The following is a 20,666-nucleotide window of genomic DNA, read 5'->3' on the forward strand; positions in this document are numbered from 1 at the left end:
TTAAATTTCACTTTTAATGTAGTTTTATAATTTTAAAAGCAATATTGCGCTTATCTTTTAAAAATATTATAATATAACTTAAACTCATGAAGCCAAGCATCTATTTGAAATGTTTTTTCATAAAAATGGAAAGGCATAGTATTATCTTCCGGTTCATCTTGAATAATCAATTATGGAATATTTTGCATATTCTTTTTAATCATCGAAAATAGAAAGTTTAAATTACATAATATAAGGGTTTGCCGGGAGGTGTAGATATGGAGTTTGGGCTTCCTTCTCATAGTGCCGGGGATCATGGGGACTATGAGGAGATAAAGGCAGAGAATGTGCGGCTTAAAAGGAAGATATCAAGGCTTGAAAGAGATAACAGATTTTTAGCTATTATAAATGAAAATGCCGAAAAGCTCAGGGTTTTTAACGAGAAAGAAAAAAATCTCCAATATCTCTATAACAAGCTCCTTCTTGAAAATTGCCCCAGCATTATTTTGCTTTTTAATGAAAGTCTTAAATTCGTTTTAGGGACAAATGTATGTGTTCCCGTTCTTAATTTCACAGATTTAAAAGAGCTTAATGAGCTTCCCTTTGAGCAGGTTTTCAGCAGGGCATTTCTTTCATCGTGGGTTTCTAAAACCCTGCATATATGCGAACAGGTTTTCACAGAAGAAGTACCGGTATTTTATCAGGACAGGATCCCTTTTTTAGATGGAGGATATTCTATTGCTCAAATCACCATAACCCCCGTAATCGACGAATATAAAAAGAATAAAGGCATCGTTTTCATCATGAACGATATAAGTGAGCTAATATCCGCAAAGGAAAGAGCGGAGGAAGCTTCCATGGCAAAAAGCACCTTTCTTGCCAATATGAGCCATGAAATACGTACGCCGATGAATGCCATAAAGGGATTAAGCGAGCTTATGCTTATGACAAGGCTTGATAAGACCCAAAGCGACTATGCAAACAATATCGTAAATGCTGTAAACAGCCTTCTTAAAATAATAAACGATATTCTTGATTTTTCAAAAATAGATGCAAATAAAGTAGAAATATTAAGCGTTACATATGATTTGCCGTCTTTTCTGAGAGATGTGACCAATATAATAGGCCTGCAGGCGTCCGATAAGGGGCTTGATTTTGTAACGGATATAGACCCGGGGCTCCCGTCGGTTTTAAAGGGGGATGATGTAAGGCTTAGACAGGTGCTTTTGAATATACTTTCCAATGCCGTTAAATATACCCATAAAGGCTATGTGAAGCTTTCTGTAAAGGGGAAAAAGGAAGGAGACAGTGTAAAGCTCCTTTTTGAAATAGAAGATACGGGCATAGGCATTAGAGAAAATGAAGTAAGTAAGCTTTTTAAAGCCTTCAGCCAGCTGGACCTCTATACCAACAGGGAAATTCTCGGTACGGGTCTTGGCCTTGCCATCAGTAAGCAGCTTCTTAGCCTTATGAACGGAGAAATATCTGTTGAAAGCCAATACGGCAAAGGCAGCATATTCAGTATTGAAATAAGCCAGGCCATAATAAATGCAGAGCCTATTGCAGAGGTTAAAAATCCTGAAGGCAAGAAAGTTCTTCTCGTGGGAAAAGGCTATACCCATGAATGCTATAAGGAAATGCTCCAAAGGGTATTTCTGACCTTTGACTGCTGCAGCGGCCCTAAAAATTTTGAAAGGCTTATAAATAGCGGCCAATATACCCATTGTATTTATAACTATTCTTTCGCTTCAAAAATAATTGAGAAGCATCAAAGAAAGCTTATGAATACAAAGCTAATAGCCGTAAAGAATTTCAGGCTTGCATCGGGGCAGCCGTCCTACCCCAATATAAGTACTTTATTCGAGCCTTTACTTGTAACAGAGCTTGCAAGAGCAATTAATTATGATGATATTATGAAATCGCAGGGGAATACATTGCATAACGGTAGAATAGGTAATTTTTCAGTGAAAAACACGTCTGCGCTTATTGTAGACGATAATGAAATAAATCTAATGGTCAGCGGAGAGATTCTCCGCCATTACGGATTTGACGTATTGGAGGTAAACAGCGGAAGCCTTGCGATTCGGGCTTGTATGAATGCAAGATTTGATATTATATTTATGGACCATATGATGCCTTCCATGGACGGAATCGAAGCCGCCAATCTCATACGCCAGATAGACGAATATAACGCCACCATCCCTATTATTGCTCTTACGGCAAATGCCATAACGGGAATGAAAAGCTTTTTTCTGGAAAACGGCTTAAATGATTTTATAAGTAAACCTATAGAAATATCGGAGCTTGATAAAATTCTGCTTAAATGGGTCGATAATGACAATATTTTCTTCAGTAAAGAAAAAACAGCAGAAGAAGAAATAAATCCCCCTAAATATCTTGGTGTTATAAAAAGAATAAAGGTTTTTGAAGACATGGGCATAAGAGTAGGAGACGCCATTAATAATTTTAACGGAAACGAAGTTATTTACCTGAATGTGCTTGATAATTTTGCCAAATACCTTCCTTCAAAAATAAAGAGAATTCAGAATTTTTGGACAGAGGAAGACTGGGGAAGCTTTGTGGCAGACGTCCACGGAATCAAAAGCGCCCTTGCCAACATAGGCGCAAAGGACATGTCTTTAATTGCCAGAAATCTTGAGATTGCTGCAAAGGAAATGAATATTTTCTATGTGAACGAGCACGTTAAGAGCTTTCTTGACGATTTGAATATGCTCAATCAGAAGCTGGAGCTTGTGATGCCAAGCTATACCCTTTCTAAGGATAAGGGTCCTGAAATGCCGGAGGCCCTTTATATAAAAAGCCTTGAAGAGATTATGCAAGCCATAGAAGACCTCGATAATTTATCGGCGATTGAAAAGCTCAAAACTATTTCAGAGCAGTGTTCTTCCGTCGAAAGACAGCACTTCATAAGAGAAATCAGTGATTTAATAGAATTATATGATTATGACAACGCAATTTATTTAATAAACAGAGTAATTCATGAAGGATTTGAAGAGGATTTAAAATAATTGCATGAATAATACAATAAAGCAAATAAATCAAAAAGCACGGAAGTTTTATTATAGTAAATTTAAAGTTAAATAGTAATAAAACCGTATATTTACTTTGACTCAAAATATATCGTTTTCTATAGAAATCTATATTTGAGTAGCATAAAAAGATATGCCTTAGGGAAAGGGGAGCTAGGGCTCAAAGTAGGCAGTAGCGGAGCAGGATTTATGTGAATAAATCCAAATTTTATTCTTTAGGGAATAGGCGTTGTTACTTCTTTACAAGAAATTTACTTTAATTAATTGCTGTAGATTTGTTTGACAATAACCCTCTGGAGGAAGAGATGAACAGAAAGAAAAGAATGACTTTATTTTTTGCGGTATATACGCTTTTTAGCCTTGGGGCTAATTTTGCGCATCCTGTTACGCCTACGATTTTTAACACTTTAGGCCTTAAAAGCTATATGTTTGGAATGGCTTTAGCTTCAATGCTTACCTCTAATTTTCTTTTTTCTCCTTTCTGGGGAAAGATTAATGATTTTTTTTCCAGCCGGACCAGTCTTTTAATTGGCTGCGCAGGATATGCCGTAGGGCAGATTCTTTTTGGCCTGTCCCAGACAGAAGCCCATTTTATTGCTGCAAGAATGTTTACAGGCATTTTTACAGGGGGCGCATTTGTAAGCGTGCTTACATACATTGTCAATACCTCCCAAACAGAGCTTGAAAGGGGCCGGGGTCTTGCCATTTCTGCTACGATACAGTCTCTTGGCGGTGCCTTCGGATATTTTATCGGAGGCTTTCTCGGCGAGATTGATACTTATCTTCCTGTATGGGTACAGGTAGCAACGCTTTCTTTAAGCGGCATTTTATTTTTTATCATTATGGAAAATGACGCCAGGGTTTCCATAAAAGAAATAAGCATTAAGTCCATTGCCAATGAAGCAAACCCTTTTGCGGCCTTTATCGCCAGCAGAAAATTTATGAATATTATGCTCTTTGTCCTTTTTATAGTCTGTGTGCTTCAAAATGTCGGCTTTACGGCCTTCGACCAGACATTTAATTATTATATAAAAGACCAGCTTAATTTCACATCAGGGGTAAACGGCGCTATAAAAGGTATTATGGGAATCATCACTTTAGCGGTTAACTCTACTGTGACACTATGGCTTCTTAATAAATCCGACATTAGAAAATCGGTTATATACATATTTATAATTATTGCCGTAAATATGGCTGGGGTCATCTTAATAGGTGCTACAATACCCTTTATGGCACTTAATATTATTTTATTCGGATTAAACGCAATCACCGTTCCTCTTTTGCAAAACATTGTAGCCGACCATGCAAATGGGGATATCCCCAATCGAAATCTTATAATGGGCTTTTATAATTCTATGAAATCTCTTGGCGGTATTATAGGGGCGGTATTTGCAGGGCTTCTTTATTCCATAGGGCCTAAGCTCCCCTTTGTAGGCGGCTTTGTATCCGTAGTAATAGCGCTGGCGCTTGCGTCAATGTATTATGCAAGATATAAGAAAGACCCCATTCCGGAAGAATAAGTTATAGTAAGTTTCTTATAAAGAAGTAACAAAAGCTGATTCATTAAAGACTAAAAAACACGGATTTCCTTTGGAAACAGTACATTTTTGAGTCTATAGGAATATACGGTTTTATTGGGGATTAATTTTAAATTTACTATAAGCAAAAAACAGCGAAAGTCTTTTGTTTTTTGAGTAATTTTCTTTATATACAAAGGTAGTTATTTTTGTTATAATAAAATTCACATTTCAGTCAATACAATTTATTTATATAAATATTATTACTAGGAGGTTGCGCAATGGCTGTTATAAACGAAATCATTAAATCCGTAGACGGTGAAAGTCTTAGCTTCGGTGATTATCTTGCGGATGGAAAGAAAAAGTTTAATGATTTTGAGCTAGGCGGTAATTTATATAACGTAAGAACCCATAAACTTGTGACAAGACTTGAAAAAAACGGAGGCCTTCTGATAGAAACGGTCCCAGGATCAACTGTTCACAATCTCAAAGAAAAAAACGATTGTATATCCTTCGACATAGAGGGTATTGAAAACACTCAGATTACTATGGAGCTTGAAGGGGAAAAGGAATATAAAATCATTGTTGATAATGTAAACGTTGGAAGCACAAAAAGCAGCAAATCAGGAAAAATTAATTTCTCTGTAGAGCTTTGTGAAAATCCTCAATGTGTAAAAATAGAGAAAATAAGCTAGAAAGCCATGATTTTAGATACTTAAATTCCTTCTATGAGAACATAACTTATTATTTTTCTTTAAAAAAGGGCATCTTGATAGATGCCCCTTTTTCATATCCGGAATAATCTGATACAATAGAATATATTAAGAAATTTATAGTCAAATTCAAATGAAATGGGGGTATTGTCAAATCGCTTTTCTCTTATTTTATGCCCCGTTAGAGCAAGTACTTAATGCGGAATAAAAGCAATTTGACTATATAGTCGATTTCAACTGAAACGGTATTGAGGATTTCCGCTGTAGGAGCAAATGCCCGTTTGGTGAAGGCCTATATTATTCCACCATTGTTTCATATGAAATTTACTATAAAAAGGATACCATAGTATTTATAATTAAAGTTAAAGGAGCAGTCATGGCAAAACAGAAAAGCGTTTATATATGTACTAATTGCGGCTATGAAACAGGGAAATGGCTGGGCAGATGCACTCAATGCGGTGAGTTTAATACCTTTGAAGAGAGTATTCCAGAGGTTAGCCGCTATGGCTCAAAGGAAAAAGGCAAAAGGTTTTCAGGGGGAAAGGGAGCTTTGAAACTTTCCGATATAAGCTCCATGGAAGATAAGAAACTATCGACGAAAATAAATGAATTGGACAGGGTTTTAAGCGGCGGAATCGTTGAAGGCTCTTTGATGCTTATCGGCGGTGATCCGGGCATAGGAAAATCCACGATTATTCTTCAAATCTCCCAGACCATAGGCGAACAGGGGAAAACTGTCCTCTACGTATCGGGAGAGGAATCTGCAAAGCAGATAAAGCTAAGGGCGGGCAGGCTTTCCATCGATACGGAAAATCTGCTTATTATGAGCGAAACCAACCTTGAAGCCATAAATGAAGCCGTAAACAGCATAAACCCTGATTTTTTAATCATCGACTCTATACAGACCATATATTCAGGTGATATTGCTTCCGCACCGGGAAGCGTTACTCAGGTCAGAGAATGCACCTCTCATTTTATGCACATATCCAAGGTCAAGGGCATTTCCACCATAATCGTAGGTCATGTGACTAAGGACGGGGCTATAGCCGGGCCTAAAATACTTGAGCATATGGTGGATACGGTTTTATATTTTGAAGGGGACAAGCTTGCTTCCTACAGACTTATCAGAGCTGTAAAAAACCGATTTGGTGCAACAAATGAAATAGGCGTATTTGAAATGCGGAAGGAAGGCCTTGCGGAAATAGCAAATCCTTCCGAATACATGCTTACGGGAAGGCCCATAAATGCTCCGGGCTCTGTAATTACCTGTTCTGTGGAAGGCACTAGGCCGATTCTTGCGGAGGTTCAGGCCCTTGTGTCAAAAACAAGCTTCGGTGTTCCCAGAAGAACGTCTACGGGGGTAGATTATAACAGGGTTGCAATGCTTATGGCGGTTTTGGAAAAAAGAAGAGGAATGCAGCTTAGCGCCTACGACTCTTATGTAAATATAGCCGGCGGAATGAAAATAACAGAGCCTGCCGTAGATGCGGCCATTATAGCGGCTATTGCTTCAAGCTACCGGAATATTCCTGTAGCCTATGATACCCTTATTTTCGGGGAGGTAGGCCTTACGGGGGAAATGAGAGCCGTATCAAACGCCCAGACAAGAATAGCAGAGGCTTCAAAGCTTGGCTTTAAAACCTGTATTATGCCGAAGGCAAATACCAAAGGCATTAAAAATACCGAAAATATACAGGTTTACGGAATATCAAATATCATAGAGCTTTTAGAAATAGCATGCCCCAAATAGGTGATTTTATGGAATATATACCTGCAAAAACCATAGTAACCCATAATAAAAGGCCGGACTATTGGTTCGGCTGTGAGTACAATATGAATATTTACAGAGGGTGCAGCCATGGCTGTATTTACTGCGATTCAAGAAGCGATTGCTATCAGGATAAAAACTTTCATCAGGTTAAGGTAAAAGAAGATGCCCTTGCCATAATCAGAAACGACTTAAGGCGGAAGGTTAAAAAGGGGGTAGTGGCTACGGGAGCCATGAGCGACCCTTATAATCCCCTTGAAGAAAAGCTTTGCCTTACAAGAAATGCCCTTGAGCTTATTTCGGCTTACGGCTTTGGCGCAGCTATAGATACCAAGGGAATACTGATTAAAAGAGATATCGATGTTTTAAAGGAAATAAAGGCCCATAGCCCTGTAATCGTTAAAATAACCATAACCACCTTAGACGATACTCTTGCAAAAATAATCGAGCCTGGGGCACCCACCACCTCTGAACGGCTTGAAGCCTTAAAAATGCTTTCAGAAGAAGGGATCTATGCGGGGGTTCTCCTGATGCCTGTGCTTCCCTTTATAAATGATTCAAAGGAAGATATTTTAAACTTACTGGAAGCCCTTAAAGCGGCAAAGGCTAAATTTATATATCCTTATTTCGGCCTTACCCTAAGGGATAGCCAAAGAGCGTATTTTTATAATATGCTGGATAAACATTTTCCTTTTGTAAAGGAAAGATATATCGAAACCTTCGAAAATAAATATAAATGCCCATCATCCCGTTCAAGAGCGCTTTATTCCATGTTTAAAGCTTATGCTATAAGAAATAACATCCTTTATAATATGAAAGATATTATATATTCCTATAAATGCGGCTATGAGAACACCCAATTATCCTTGTTTTAGGGAGCATTAGGATTATTTTCATGCTGCTTTATATGAAATTGTTATTTTCTTCTGGAAAAATTCATGTAAATTTAGTATAATAACTATAAGAGGCACATGCATAAAATTTGGTAAGAAGGTTAAATTTATACCAATAGCATTTTGCCTCATGGCAAATGAAGGGAGCTGTTAATATGCGTTACTCATTTACTAGCAGGGATTTTAATGCAGGAGACAATATCAAGGAAAAAACCATGCAGAAGATCGGCAGGCTCGAAAGAATCTTACCTGAAAACTGCGAAGTGTTTGTTACATTTTCTACCATTAAAATCAATAATAAAGTCGAAGTTACAATTCCTTTGAAAGGCAGGACCTTAAGAGCCGAGGTTACAGATGTAGATATGCTTAACGCTGTTGACAAGGTTGTAGATGCCCTTGAAAGACAGATGAAAAAGTATAAGGGGCAGCTTAACAACAAAGCAAGAAGGGATTCTTCTTTTATCGAGGAATATAATAACGTATTCAGCAGCCATGCAGAGGATTCAAAGGATTCAGACGAACAAAAGGTTTTAATTAAAAAGACGAAGAAATTTGCATTTAAGCCCATGGATGTTGAAGAGGCCGTTATGAATATGGAGCTTCTCGGTCACAACTTTTTTGTATTCAGAAACAGCAGAACCGAAGAAATCAACGTAGTATATAAAAGACATGACAGTACCTATGGCATTATTGAGCCGGAAGTATAAAAATATAATTTATGCCCCCCGTAAGGGGGGCTTTTAAATAGCCTACAGCAAAGCGGAGGAAGAAATGGATATTATATTTGCCACAAAAAACAAAGGAAAATTAAAGGAAGTTAAAGCCATATTGGAAGGCTATAATGTAATGGGCATGGAAGAAGCCGGAATAGAGATTGACGTTATTGAAGACGGAGAAACATTTGAGGATAACGCCATTAAAAAAGCAAAGGAAATTATGCTTATTTCCAATAAAATAGTTCTTGCAGACGATTCCGGTATAGAAATTGATTATCTTGATAAAAAGCCGGGGGTTCATTCTGCAAGGTTTTTGGGAGAGAATACCCCTTATACCATAAAAAATCAAAAGGTGCTTGAAATGCTTGAAAGCGCAAAAAAAGAAGAAAGAACGGCACGATATGTAGCTGTTATAGCAGCTGCGTTTCCCGATGGTACAGTACTTACGGAAAGAGGCATTATGGAAGGAGAAATTGCCCAGGAGCCAAAGGGAGAAAACGGCTTCGGCTATGACCCTATATTTTATATACCGGAATATAAGCTTACGGTTGCTGAAATGGAGCCTGCCGAGAAAAATAAAATAAGCCATAGGGGAATAGCCCTTAGGGCCATAAAAAAGAGACTGGACGAGAAGATTTCGTAAAGGCAGTACTCGCGGCTTTTACGTATAGCCAATTTGCCTTTATCCTGAAGTGAATATTAGACTTTAGAGGGCCTAAAATAAGAGAAAAGTAAATTGCAACATATTTATTCGTATGGCTGTAAGAGTGAAATAATTCAGAGTAAGTTTATAAATTATACGCTATTTAAAAAAGAGAAAGAATTTTATTGTAAATTTAATATGAAGAAGCAGCAAAGCCTATTCTGTTCCCAGCAAGATTAAAAATAAGGATTTCCTTCGGAAACGGTACGTTTTTGAGCTTTTGTGAATATACGGCTTTGCTGCTGTTTAACTTTAAATTTACTATAAACGAAAAAGGTATTGCAAAATTATTTTGCAATACCTTTTTTAAGTATTATTTATTTGCTATCATATCAAGTATTTTATTGTTTCTTTCAATAAATGCGCTCATTTCCTCCGGCGGAAGGGGCTTATGGCTCATCATTGCAAGGTCGTATATCTGGCGGCAGATTAGAAGCATATCTTCTTTTTTATTTTCATTATCCTTAAGGGCAAGAAGCGTTTTAACCAGGTTGTTATTATTGTTTATAATCAGAGTTTCCTGAGATTTAAAGCCTTCTCCTATGCCGGCAAACATTTTGCTCATTTCCTGCATTCTTCTGTCCTGCTCACTTAAAAGAACGATTGCCGGTGTATTTTCAGATTTCAGGGTTTCTACCTCTATTTTTATGTCCTCGCCGATGGCATTTTTAAAAATTTCTGCAATGGCTTCGTTATTTTCGCTGCTTCCTTCTTCGGATTTAAGGTTTTTGCTTATTTCAGCATCTATTCTTAAGAATTTTATGCCTTCTGAATAAGATTCGATATAAGAAATAAAGGGATTGTCTATTACGGTATTTAATATGAGCGGCTCTATGCCTTGTTCTTTAAAAAGCTTGATATATTGAGACTGCTGAACAAGGTCGGAGGCATAGTATATTTCCTTCGTATTGTATTTTTCCGTATATTCATTTAAAGTGAGATGCTCTTCTGCCGTTGTTTTAAATAAAAGGCTGTCTTTAATTTTATCGTAGAAGGATTTATCCTTAATACAGCCGAATTTAATAAAGATATTGACATCATCCCAGAATTTAGCGTAATTATCCCTATCCTTTTTAAATAGGGAATTCAGCTTATCTGCGACCTTCCTCGTAATATAGCCGGACATTTTTGAAACATTGGCATCGTTTTGCAAGAAGCTTCTGGATACGTTAAGAGGAATATCGGGGCAGTCCAGAACGCCTTTTAAAAGAAGCAGGAATTCAGGAACTACTTCCTTCACGTTGTCTGCAACGAAAACCTGATTGCAGTAAAGCTTAATTTCTCCTTCCATAGGCTCAAAATCGTTTTTAAGTTTAGGAAAGTAAAGGATGCCTTTAAGGTTAAAGGGATAGTCCATATTTAAATGAATCCAAAATAAAGGCTCATTAAAATCCATAAATACAGTATGGTAAAATTCTTTATATTCTTCGTCTGTTACTTCAGAAGCCTTTTTAAGCCAAAGAGGCTTGGTGTCGTTTATGGGTAATGGCTCTGAAGTTTTTTCTTCCTCTTCGCCTTCTTCTTTTTCCTTAGATTTTTCATTTTCATCAATGAGATAGATTTCATAAGGCATGAAGCTGCAGTATTTTTTCAGAATCTCATTTAGTTTATAACGAGAGAGAAAGTCTTTGCTTTCTTCATTTATGTGAAGGGTTATTTCAGTTCCTCTTTCAGCCTTCGTACCTTCTGAAATTTCATATTCTATGCCGCCGTGGCATATCCATTTGGCGGCTTTGGCGCCTTCTGCATAGCTTAAAGAGTCAATTTCCACCGTGTCTGAAACCATAAAGGCCGAATAAAACCCAAGGCCGAAATGGCCTATAATTTCATTTTCAGCGCCAAGCTTATCCTTATATTTTTCAATAAAGTCCTCTGCGCCGCTAAAGGCGATTTCATTGATATATTTATTTATTTCTTCGGCGGTCATACCAATGCCGTTATCCATTATTTTAATGGTCTTATTTTCCTTATTAAAAGTAACCTTAACGGAAAACTTTTCTTCCGGGGAAACGAAAGGGGCCTCCCCCATATCCCTAAGCTTTATAAGCTTTGTAATAGCGTCGCAGCCGTTGGATACAAGCTCCCTTAAAAATATATCCATATCGGAATAAAGCCATTTTTTTATAATGGGCAAGAGATTTTCACTGTTTATGGATAAATTTCCTTTTTCCATTGATTTTCCTCCTTATTTGGTTCATATTTCTTTAGGCTTTAGAAAAGCTAAGTATAGTAAAACCAAGTAAATATAGTAAATTTATTCTGAAGAAATAACAAAAGCCTGTTCTCTATGGAAATCCGTATTTTTGAACTATGGAGAACGGGATTTTGCGGCTATTTTACTTTGTTTAACTATATATAAATATAATAAGTAGTAGCATCAGAAAAGTCAATAAAAAATTAGCACTCAACGCCGTCAAGTGCTAACAAAAGTTTAATTATCGTAAACAACAGCGATTTTATTTTCTTTGAAAAAGTTTTTTATATATTCCTCCCAAACCAAATCCAGCTCTTTATTTAAGGCAAAGGTCTTTTGACTTGTGGCCGTGCTTAGATTAATTTCATTTCCGTTATAAATTAAATTAAGATATAAAGCGCCGGCATTTTGGTGAAGGACCTCTGCCTTTTCCTGAGGCATGGAAAATATAATTTTGATGGCTTTAGGCTTTTTATTTCCTTTGATGATGTCAAAGGCATAGGGCCTTAATTCTTCCCAAATACAGAAGTTTCTTGTTCTCTCGTCTTCTTCATCAGATGAGATTATGGCAGATATCTCAAATTTTGTAAATGTAATTATTTCTACACCTCTTACCTCAAAGAAATCAAATACATCCTTTTTAAACAGTGAAGCCATAAAATCCTTAACTTCACTTAGGGGAACTGAAAATGACAGCATTTTATCCTCCGTATCAATAGCCCTGTAAATGTGAAAGACTTTCAGGGCTTATATTCAGGCCAAAAACAAGAAAAGTATTTGACCTTCGCCGAAAATTGGTTTTGCAGGCACCTGCGACGCTAAAACAAAGAGCTTACCAGATATTGTTTTAGCGTTTATCTTAGGCCTATATTGCAGTTCTATTAAAACAATAGTATAATTATAGCATTTCTTGCAAAAATATGAAATAGGAAAGATAGGCCCCTATTAAGCCTTTCCGGAGATTTGAAACAGATTATTTCATGTGGTATAATGGAAACAAAATTAAGCGAAGCTTAATTTTGTTTCTGAATACATTTCTCGAAGAGGAGTGTATGAGTATATATGGCAAAAAAGGAAACTGGCAAATCAAACTGTATTTGATTTTGTTTCTGAATACATTTCCGAAGGGAAATGCAGGAGCAGGCAATAATTTGATTAGTATAAAAAAACTACGACTATAGTATAATTTATATATTATTTATCTTACGTAAAAGCAGGAGGTTATTATGGAAAACAGGAGCGAAAGCAGCTTAAGCGAAACCGGCAATTTTATTCACGCTTATATTAACGAAGATTTAGAGGGAAGACTGAACCAAGTGCATACACGCTTTCCTCCGGAGCCTAACGGTTACCTTCATATAGGCCATGCCAAGGCCATTACTTTGAATTACAGCATTGCAAAAATGTACGGGGGAAAGTTCAATCTGCGTTTTGACGACACCAATCCGGCCAAGGAGGATACGGAATACGTAGAATCTATTATAAGGGATATTAAATGGCTTGGGGCGGACTGGGAAGACAGGCTTTATTTTGCGTCGGATTATTTTGAGCAGTTTTATGAGATGGCAATTACGCTGATAAAAAAAGGCAAGGCCTTCGTCTGCGACCTTACAGCAGAGGAAATCAGGCAATACAGGGGAACATTAAACGCCCCGGGGAAGGAAAGCCCCTATAGAAACAGGACGATAGAAGAAAACCTTGATTTGTTTGAGAGAATGAAAAACGGGGAATTCCCCGATGGCTCCAGAACATTAAGGGCTAAAATTGACATGAGCTCTCCCAATATTAATATGAGAGATCCTGTTATTTACCGTATCGCTAAAATACCGCATCATAGAACAGGGGATAAATGGTGTATTTATCCGATGTATGACTATGCTCATCCCCTTGAAGATGCTATCGAGGGAATCACCCATTCCCTTTGCTCCATGGAGTTTGAAGACCATAGGCCTCTTTATGACTGGTTCATCAATGAGCTTGATTTTGAGCTGAAACCAAGGCAGATAGAATTTGCAAAACTTTATCTTACCAATACCATTGTAGGAAAAAGATATTTAAAGGCCCTTGTAGATAATAAAGAGGTTGACGGCTGGGACGATCCAAGGCTTGCGACCCTTTCAGGCATGAGAAGAAGAGGCTATACACCGGAAGCTTTGATTGACTTCCTTGAAAAAATAGGGGTATCAAAGGCCAACAGCAAGGTAGATTATTCCTTTCTTGAATACTGCGTAAGAGATGATTTGAAGCTTCGCTCAAAGGTAGTAATGGCGGTTCTTGACCCTGTGAAGCTTGTGATAACAAATTACCCCGAAGGGGAAGGGGAATACGTAACCCTTGAAAATAATCCTGAGGTTCCTGAAATGGGTACGAGAGAGGTACCTTTTTCAAGAGAGCTTTATATAGAGCGTTCAGACTTTATGGAAGATGCGCCTAAGAAATTCCACAGGCTTACGCCTGGGCAGGAGGTAAGGCTTAAAGGGGCATATTTTGTTACCTGTACAGACTTTGTGAAGGACGAAAACGGAAATGTTACAGAGATACACGGCACCTATGACCCACAAACGAGAAGCGGCTCCGGCTTTGACGGCAGAAAGGTAAAAGGAACCATTCACTGGGTAAGCGCTCCTCACGCCCTCAAAGTTACCGCAAGAGAATTTGACTTTATTGTTTTTGACGATGAAACAAGCGAAAACGGACTGAGGAAAAATCCTGATTCTCTTAAACTTTATGAAAACTGCTACGTTGAGCCTTCTTTAAAAGAAGCAGCAGTTGAAGACAGGTTCCAGTTTATGAGGAACGGTTACTTTTGCATCGATTATAAGCTTTCAACACCGGAAAATCTTGTTTTTAATGAGGTCGTAGCCCTTAAAAGCTCTTACAAGCCGGGAAATTAATATAATAAGCCAGTTAAATATTGCAGATATTGCGGGGGGAAGCACTATGGCAGATTTATTTTCAAGCTTTAAATTAAAGAATAAGGAAATTCACAACAGGCTGGTTTATCCGCCGGTTGTCCGCTTCGGCCTTTCAAAAGGCGACGGCTTTGTAACAGAAGAAAATATCGAAAGCTACAAGTATATGTCATCGGGGGAAGCTGGCATTGTCATTGTAGAGGCTACTTGTATAAGTCTGAACGGAAGACTTAGAAAAAATCAGCTGGGCATATGGGATGATGAATTTATTCCGGGCCTTTCTAAAATAGCAGATGCTATCCATGAAAAGGGAAGCCTTGCTTTGATACAAATCCATCATGCGGGAATTAAAACCGACAAAAACTCAGCTGCTGTAGAAAATATTTTTACTGCAAGTCCTTTTGAGGATAAAGACGGCGTTGTTATAAGAGAAGCTTCCGAAGCAGAGCTTGAGAAGGTCATAGAAGATTTTGTAAATGCTTCTAAGAGAGCGAAAGCGGCAGGCTTTGACGGCGTAGAGATTCACGGCGCCCATGGGTATTTAATAAGCCAGTTTTTAAGCCATAATATCAATAAAAGAGAAGATGAGTACGGCAAAGATAAGGCCTTATTAGGGAAGAAAGTTATCAAAGCCGTAAAAGAAAATATGGACAGCGACTTTATCGTTGGAATGCGTCTCGGGGCAAATGAGCCTGATTTAAAAGGCGGCATCGAATATGCAAAGACTTTTGAAAAGGCGGGGGTAGACTATCTTCATATATCCTCAAACTTTTCCACAAAAGAGCCGGAAGATATGGAGATTATAGATGATGAATTTTCATGGATAGCCAATTTGGGCTTTAATATAAAAAAACATGTAAATATCCCTGTTATATGCGTTTTCGGCATAGATAAACCGGAAATGGCAGATGAAGTAATAAAAAAGGGCTATGCAGATTTTGCCGCATCGGCCAAAGGCCTTTTATGCGATCCTATGTGGCTTTCTAAATATAGAACAGGGGATAAAATTAATCCCTGTTTAAAATGCAGGGTATGCTCATTTTATTCGGAAGATAAGCCCTGCCCTGCAAGAAAAAAGGCAGGTATTGTTACGCCTTAAAAAATAAAATATAATAAGCATATGAAAGCATTAATGCTTTCATATGCTGTATTCCTTTGGTATATTTTGCCGAAGATTAAAGGAGAAATTTTTAAGTGACGGAAAATAAGAAGGTTGCGGCTTTAACCTTAGGCTGCAAAGTAAATTTATACGATACGGAGGCAATGCTTGAGCTTTTTAAAAAAAAGGGCTATGAGCTTGTGGAATTTTCAGAAAAAGCCGATGTTTATATTGTAAATACATGTACGGTTACCAATTTCGGGGATAAAAAATCCCGCCAGATGATACGGCGGGCTAAAAAACATAATCCTGAGGCTATTTTAGTTGCCTGCGGCTGCTATGCTCAGGTGGCGCCGGAGGAGGTTTCTAAAATTGAAGAGGTTAACCTTATCATAGGCACAAAAGACAGGGCCAATATTGTAAATATTGTGGAAAACTACTCCGCTTCAAAAGGCACGGAAAGCTGTGTTTCCGATATTATGCTGGAAAGGGAATTTGAAGAGCTTACGGTGGAAAGCCTTAGTGACAGGCAAAGGGCTTATTTAAAGATACAGGAAGGCTGCGACAGGTTCTGTACCTATTGCATCATACCCTTTGCAAGAGGCCCCGTAAGAAGCCGTTCCATTCAGTCCATTGCGGAAGAAGCCCAAAGACTTTCTGAAAACGGATATAAGGAAATTGTATTAGCCGGTATACATGTTGCTTCTTATGGAAAAGATTTAGGAGATATTAATTTAGTTTCCGTCCTTAAAAAGATTCATGAGATTGACGGTATCAAGAGAATCCGTTTCAGCTCTGTAGAGCCTACGGTTATCACCAATGACTTTATAAATGCCCTTAAAGCCATGCCTAAAGTATGTGAGCATTTTCACCTTTCTCTTCAATCCGGCTGCGACAATACTCTTAAGCGCATGAACAGAAGGTATATGGCTGCTGAATATGAAAATGCGGTAAATCTCCTGAGAGAAAATTTCCCCGATGTAGGCATTACGACAGACATTATTGTAGGCTTTCCCGGAGAAACAGATGAGGACTTTAAAGAAAGTATGGTCTTTGCAAAAAGAATGAAGCTTTCTAAAATACATGTATTTCCCTATTCTCCTAAGGTAGGAACAAAGGCGGCTTTATTTAAGAATCAAATTCCTGAAAAAATAAAGCATGAAAGAGCGGCTTTAATGGGAGAAACCGGGGAAAAGCTTCAAATAGATTTTTTAAAGGGCTTTATCGGAAGAGAACTGGAAGTTTTGTATGAAGAGGAAAAAGACGGCGTATTTTCCGGTCATGCCTCTAATTACATAAATGTCAGAACAGAAAGCAGAAAAAATATTATAAACGAAATATTCAAGGTTAAAATAAAGGATATTGACAGTTTTTCTCTTATTTCGGAGGAAATTTAACTAAAATGTAATTTGCATATTATTTGGTTTTGTATTATTATGAATATGTGTTAATTAGTTTGTTCTTATTCCCATGGAGTGTGATTAAATGAAAAGATTAAGTGAAACTCAAAAGTTTACCGAATTTGATAAAATCTCCAAAAACGAAGCAAAGGAAATTTTAAGAGAAATTTACTATGCGCTCAAGGAAAAGGGATATAACCCTGTGAATCAAATCGTAGGATATATACTTTCAGGTGACCCTACCTATATCACAAGCCACAGAAACGCCAGAGTGCTTGTAGGAAAGCTTGAAAGGGATGAGCTTTTAGAGGAAATGGTAACTTTTTATTTAGAGAATAATACTTTATAATGCGTATTTTAGGTCTTGATTACGGGGATAAGACAATAGGCGTAGCAATGAGTGATTTACTTGGAATAACTGCCCAAGGTATTGAGATTGTCAGAAGAACGGATGAAAACAGCTTTAAAAAAAGCATCGCTCGTTTAAGAGAAATTATTAGAGAATATGAAATAAAAACCATCGTTTTGGGATATCCTAAGAACATGGACAACTCTGAGGGCATAAGATGTCAAAAGACTTTGGAATTTCGTGACAGGCTCCAAAGAAATTTTAAAAGCATGGAAATAATATTATGGGATGAAAGGCTGTCAACAGTTGCAACTGAACGCAATTTAATTGCTTCCGGCATGAACTTTTTTGAAAGAAAAGAAGTAATTGATAAAATTGCAGCAGTCTATATCCTTCAGGGCTATTTAGATTATTTAAATAATAAAAACGGTGAAGGTGGATATAATAATGGAAAAGAATAATGATGATTTTGATGAATTCGATGAATTTGACGATGAAGATGTAATTGAATCCATTACAGTAACAGACGAAGACGGAAATGAAATAGAGTTTTATATTTTAGATGTCGTTGAGCATAAGGGCGGAACTTATCTTCTGGTAATAGAAGATATAGAAGACGACGATACGGAAGCCACCATCATAAAAGAGGTTGAAGTAGACGGAGACGACGTAGTTTACGAGCTTATCGAAGACGAAGAGGAATTTAATATTATTGCGGAGCTTTTTGAGAATAATAACGAGGATTACGATATAGAGCTATAATTTATTTTCGCTTAGGGTGTTCCAATTTTGCCTTAAGCGTTGTTTTTTGTTAAAGGATTTATGGTAGACGAGGCTTTTTATTAGGAAAAGACTTTTATTTTGATTAAAAATCGGTTTTAGATTCGTTTAATATAAAATATGAAGATGATGCCTCTCGGCGGAAGAGGTTTTTATATATTCTTTAATTTAAAATGTCATGTTTATTCAATAAACCTTAGAGCAATAATAAAATAATGAAAATTTTATTATTGATTAGGTTCTTATTTTAATGTTTATTTTGAGAAAATCTTACAAGGCTTTTATTTGCGAACGGAACTTTAAGCCTTTTAAAGCCTATGCTTATTTAGGCATAAAAGCAAATGGACGGTACATAACTTTGAAAAAAGTTTTAGCCTTTTATAAGGCTTGTTATTTGTGTGTTTTTAAAGCTGTATTAAAACGTGAATACAGAGAACATATACTATATTAGAATAATTCGGAGGTGCAATTTATTTGGCAGAGAAAAAAATTAACAAAAGTCCTGGCAAGCTTAAGGTAATTGCCTTAGGCGGACTTCAGGAAATCGGAAAGAATATGACCATATTTGAATATGGGAACGAAATTATCATAGTCGATTGCGGCGTTGCTTTCCCACAGGACGATATGCTCGGCATCGACCTTGTAATACCGGATTTCACTTATCTTCAGAAAAACAGGGATAAGATAAAGGGTTTGCTTCTTACCCATGGTCATGAGGACCATATCGGTTCAATACCCTATTTTTTAAAGGAATTTGATGTTCCCATCTATGGAACAAGGCTTACTTTAGGCCTTTTGGAAAATAAGCTTAGAGAGCACGGGCTTCTTGAAAAGACCACCCTGAACTGTGTTAAGGCAGGGGATACGGTTAAATTTAAGAATTTTAAGGTAGAATTTATTTGTACTACCCACAGCATAGCTGATTCGGTAGCTATGGCTATCTATACCCCGGCAGGCTTGGTAGTTCATTCAGGCGATTTTAAAATAGACTATACCCCCATTCACGGGGACGCTATAGATTTACAGCGCTTTGCAGAGCTTGGAAAAGAAGGCGTTCTCCTTTTCCTGTGTGAAAGCACGAATTGTGACCAGCCGGGATACACCATGAGCGAAAAAACCGTAGGGCAGATTTTTGAAAGAATATTTGAAGAAAGCCCTACCCAAAGAATTATGGTTGCTACATTCTCATCAAATATCCATAGAATTCAGCAAATCGTAAATTCTGCAGTAAAACATCACAGAAAGATTGCCGTTATGGGCAGAAGCATGGAAAATTCCGTTCGTACTGCCAGTGAGCTGGGATATTTGGATATCCCCAAGAACGCTCTTATAGAAATAAGCGAGATTAAAAATTATACGGATAAACAGCTTGTTATTATAACCACCGGAAGCCAGGGAGAGCCTATGGCGGCCCTTTCAAGAATGGCCTCAAACGAGCATAGGCAGGTGGAAATAAAGCCGGGAGACAAAATAATCATTTCGGCTTCACCGATACCCGGAAACGAAAAAACCATTTCCAAGGTTATCAATGAGCTTCTTAAAAAAGGAGCGGAGGTTGTATACGAAGGCGCTTTAAAAGAGGTTCACGTATCGGGGCATGCAAAGCAGGAAGAGCTTAAGCTTCTGCATGCGCTTGTAAAACCTAAATACCTTATGCCGGTACACGGAGAATATAAGCATCTTTTTAAGCATCAGGAACTTGCCATGTCCATGGGTATGAAGAAAAAGGACATCTTCATCATGGGCATAGGAGAAGTCCTTGAGGTTAATCAAAGGGGTGCTAAAATAAACGGAAGCGTTCCTTCAGGCCAGATATTTGTAGACGGCCTTGGGGTAGGCGATGTCGGAAATATCGTAATCAGAGACAGAAAGCATTTATCCCAGGACGGACTTATGATTGTTGTTGTAACGATGGAAAAGGAATCCAGCCAGATACTTGCAGGGCCTGATATTATATCGAGAGGCTTCGTTTACGTAAAAGAAAGCGAAAACCTTATAGAAGAGGCCAGGAACGTAGTAATGGAGGCCCTCGCAAAATGCGAAAGAAAGCAGATTTCAGACTGGTCTTATATAAAAAGCCTCATAAGAGACTCTCTCAGAGAGTATTTATGGCAGAAAACAAAGAGAAGGCCTATGATACTTCCTATTATCATGGAGGTATAGAGATAAGCTTTTATATATAATATAAAATAAATAAAATGCCGTGTTCCGTTATCAGTAGAAGCATTTGCTTTTGACGGAAGGCGGCTTTTTTATATAAAAAGATTTAAGTTTGCTTCGTATAAAAACACGGATTTCCTTCGGAAACATAGTAAAATTACCTTTACTAAGGCTTTCAATATATAAAATCAAATAAAAACAGTTTCACAAAAGGCCATTTATTTTATTTCTTCTAAAATATATTTTTGAGCCTAGGCATTGTCAATTTATTTTTATACCTTTATAAGCATTTAGTTTTAGAGGATATAAAGTTAGAAAAAATCAAATTGACAATGCTGCTATTTCATATAAATTCAAGCGATATACGGCTTTGCTGTTGTTTATTTTTAAATTTGCTATATCTTCCGCTATGTGGAAATCTCCACTATTGTTT

16 protein-coding genes are annotated in these 20,666 nt (G+C 37.4%); 14 read left to right on the top strand and 2 right to left on the bottom strand.

What is annotated here, in order from left to right:
• The first annotated feature begins 257 nt into the window (after positions 1-257).
• The 7 genes from NBX03_RS03465 to rdgB all read left to right on the top strand — a co-directional run bounded on the left by NBX03_RS03465 (position 258) and on the right by rdgB (position 9,279).
• Positions 258-3,008, top strand: coding sequence for a hybrid sensor histidine kinase/response regulator (locus NBX03_RS03465; protein WP_250229386.1), 2,751 nt, complete (start codon positions 258-260; stop codon positions 3,006-3,008).
• Between the two features lie 326 nt (positions 3,009-3,334).
• On the top strand, positions 3,335-4,549 hold the full coding sequence (locus NBX03_RS03470) for an MFS transporter (protein WP_250229387.1): 1,215 nt from the start codon (positions 3,335-3,337) through the stop codon (positions 4,547-4,549).
• A 278-nt stretch (positions 4,550-4,827) separates the two neighbouring features.
• The gene (locus tag NBX03_RS03475; RefSeq protein WP_250229388.1) at positions 4,828-5,241 is read left to right on the top strand and encodes an endosialidase; all 414 of its coding nucleotides are present in this window, start codon (positions 4,828-4,830) and stop codon (positions 5,239-5,241) included.
• Positions 5,242-5,635: 394 nt separating this feature from the next.
• A complete protein-coding gene (gene radA, locus NBX03_RS03480; protein ID WP_250229389.1) occupies positions 5,636-7,009 on the top strand; it encodes a DNA repair protein RadA in 1,374 nt (457 codons plus the stop codon).
• Between the two features lie 8 nt (positions 7,010-7,017).
• On the top strand, positions 7,018-7,902 hold the full coding sequence (locus tag NBX03_RS03485; RefSeq protein ID WP_250229390.1) for an SPL family radical SAM protein: 885 nt from the start codon (positions 7,018-7,020) through the stop codon (positions 7,900-7,902).
• A gap of 173 nt (positions 7,903-8,075) precedes the next feature.
• On the top strand, positions 8,076-8,627 hold the full coding sequence (gene hpf, locus NBX03_RS03490; protein ID WP_250229391.1) for a ribosome hibernation-promoting factor, HPF/YfiA family: 552 nt from the start codon (positions 8,076-8,078) through the stop codon (positions 8,625-8,627).
• 64 nt (positions 8,628-8,691) lie between these two features.
• Positions 8,692-9,279, top strand: a complete 588-nt coding sequence (gene rdgB / locus NBX03_RS03495; RefSeq protein WP_250229392.1) for an RdgB/HAM1 family non-canonical purine NTP pyrophosphatase — start codon at positions 8,692-8,694, stop codon at positions 9,277-9,279.
• 373 nt (positions 9,280-9,652) lie between these two features.
• Here the strand turns inward: rdgB and htpG are convergent, their stop codons facing one another.
• Together htpG and NBX03_RS03505 are read right to left on the bottom strand one after the other, a co-directional pair.
• Positions 9,653-11,512, bottom strand: a complete 1,860-nt coding sequence (htpG, locus tag NBX03_RS03500) for a molecular chaperone HtpG (RefSeq protein WP_250229393.1) — start codon at positions 11,510-11,512, stop codon at positions 9,653-9,655.
• 258 nt (positions 11,513-11,770) lie between these two features.
• Positions 11,771-12,232, bottom strand: coding sequence for a DUF5721 family protein (locus tag NBX03_RS03505; protein WP_250229394.1), 462 nt, complete (start codon positions 12,230-12,232; stop codon positions 11,771-11,773).
• 527 nt (positions 12,233-12,759) lie between these two features.
• On the opposite strand from NBX03_RS03505, the gene NBX03_RS03510 reads away from it, so the two are divergent.
• The 7 genes from NBX03_RS03510 (at position 12,760) to NBX03_RS03540 (ending at position 20,236) form a co-directional block, all read left to right on the top strand.
• Positions 12,760-14,427: a glutamine--tRNA ligase/YqeY domain fusion protein gene (locus NBX03_RS03510; protein WP_250229395.1), complete on the top strand. Its 1,668-nt coding sequence runs from the start codon at positions 12,760-12,762 to the stop codon at positions 14,425-14,427.
• Between the two features lie 46 nt (positions 14,428-14,473).
• Positions 14,474-15,544, top strand: a complete 1,071-nt coding sequence (locus NBX03_RS03515) for an NADH:flavin oxidoreductase (protein ID WP_250229396.1) — start codon at positions 14,474-14,476, stop codon at positions 15,542-15,544.
• 95 nt (positions 15,545-15,639) lie between these two features.
• Entirely contained in the window at positions 15,640-16,941 is a 1,302-nt protein-coding gene (gene mtaB, locus NBX03_RS03520; RefSeq protein ID WP_267134870.1) for a tRNA (N(6)-L-threonylcarbamoyladenosine(37)-C(2))-methylthiotransferase MtaB, read from the top strand.
• A gap of 88 nt (positions 16,942-17,029) precedes the next feature.
• Positions 17,030-17,293 (top strand): IreB family regulatory phosphoprotein, encoded by a 264-nt coding sequence (locus NBX03_RS03525; RefSeq protein WP_250229397.1) that lies wholly within the window; start codon positions 17,030-17,032, stop codon positions 17,291-17,293.
• Positions 17,293-17,754, top strand: a complete 462-nt coding sequence (ruvX, locus tag NBX03_RS03530) for a Holliday junction resolvase RuvX (RefSeq protein ID WP_250229398.1) — start codon at positions 17,293-17,295, stop codon at positions 17,752-17,754. Before NBX03_RS03525 ends, ruvX begins: the two co-directional genes overlap by 1 nt.
• Positions 17,741-18,055, top strand: coding sequence for a DUF1292 domain-containing protein (locus NBX03_RS03535; RefSeq protein WP_250229399.1), 315 nt, complete (start codon positions 17,741-17,743; stop codon positions 18,053-18,055). The genes ruvX and NBX03_RS03535 overlap by 14 nt, the downstream gene beginning before the upstream one ends.
• Positions 18,056-18,547: 492 nt before the next feature.
• Positions 18,548-20,236, top strand: coding sequence for a ribonuclease J (locus NBX03_RS03540; protein ID WP_250229400.1), 1,689 nt, complete (start codon positions 18,548-18,550; stop codon positions 20,234-20,236).
• Positions 20,237-20,666: the final 430 nt, after the last annotated feature.

It is taken from the genome of Anaeropeptidivorans aminofermentans (assembly GCF_940670685.1).
Taxonomy (GTDB): domain Bacteria; phylum Bacillota; class Clostridia; order Lachnospirales; family UBA5962; genus Anaeropeptidivorans; species Anaeropeptidivorans aminofermentans.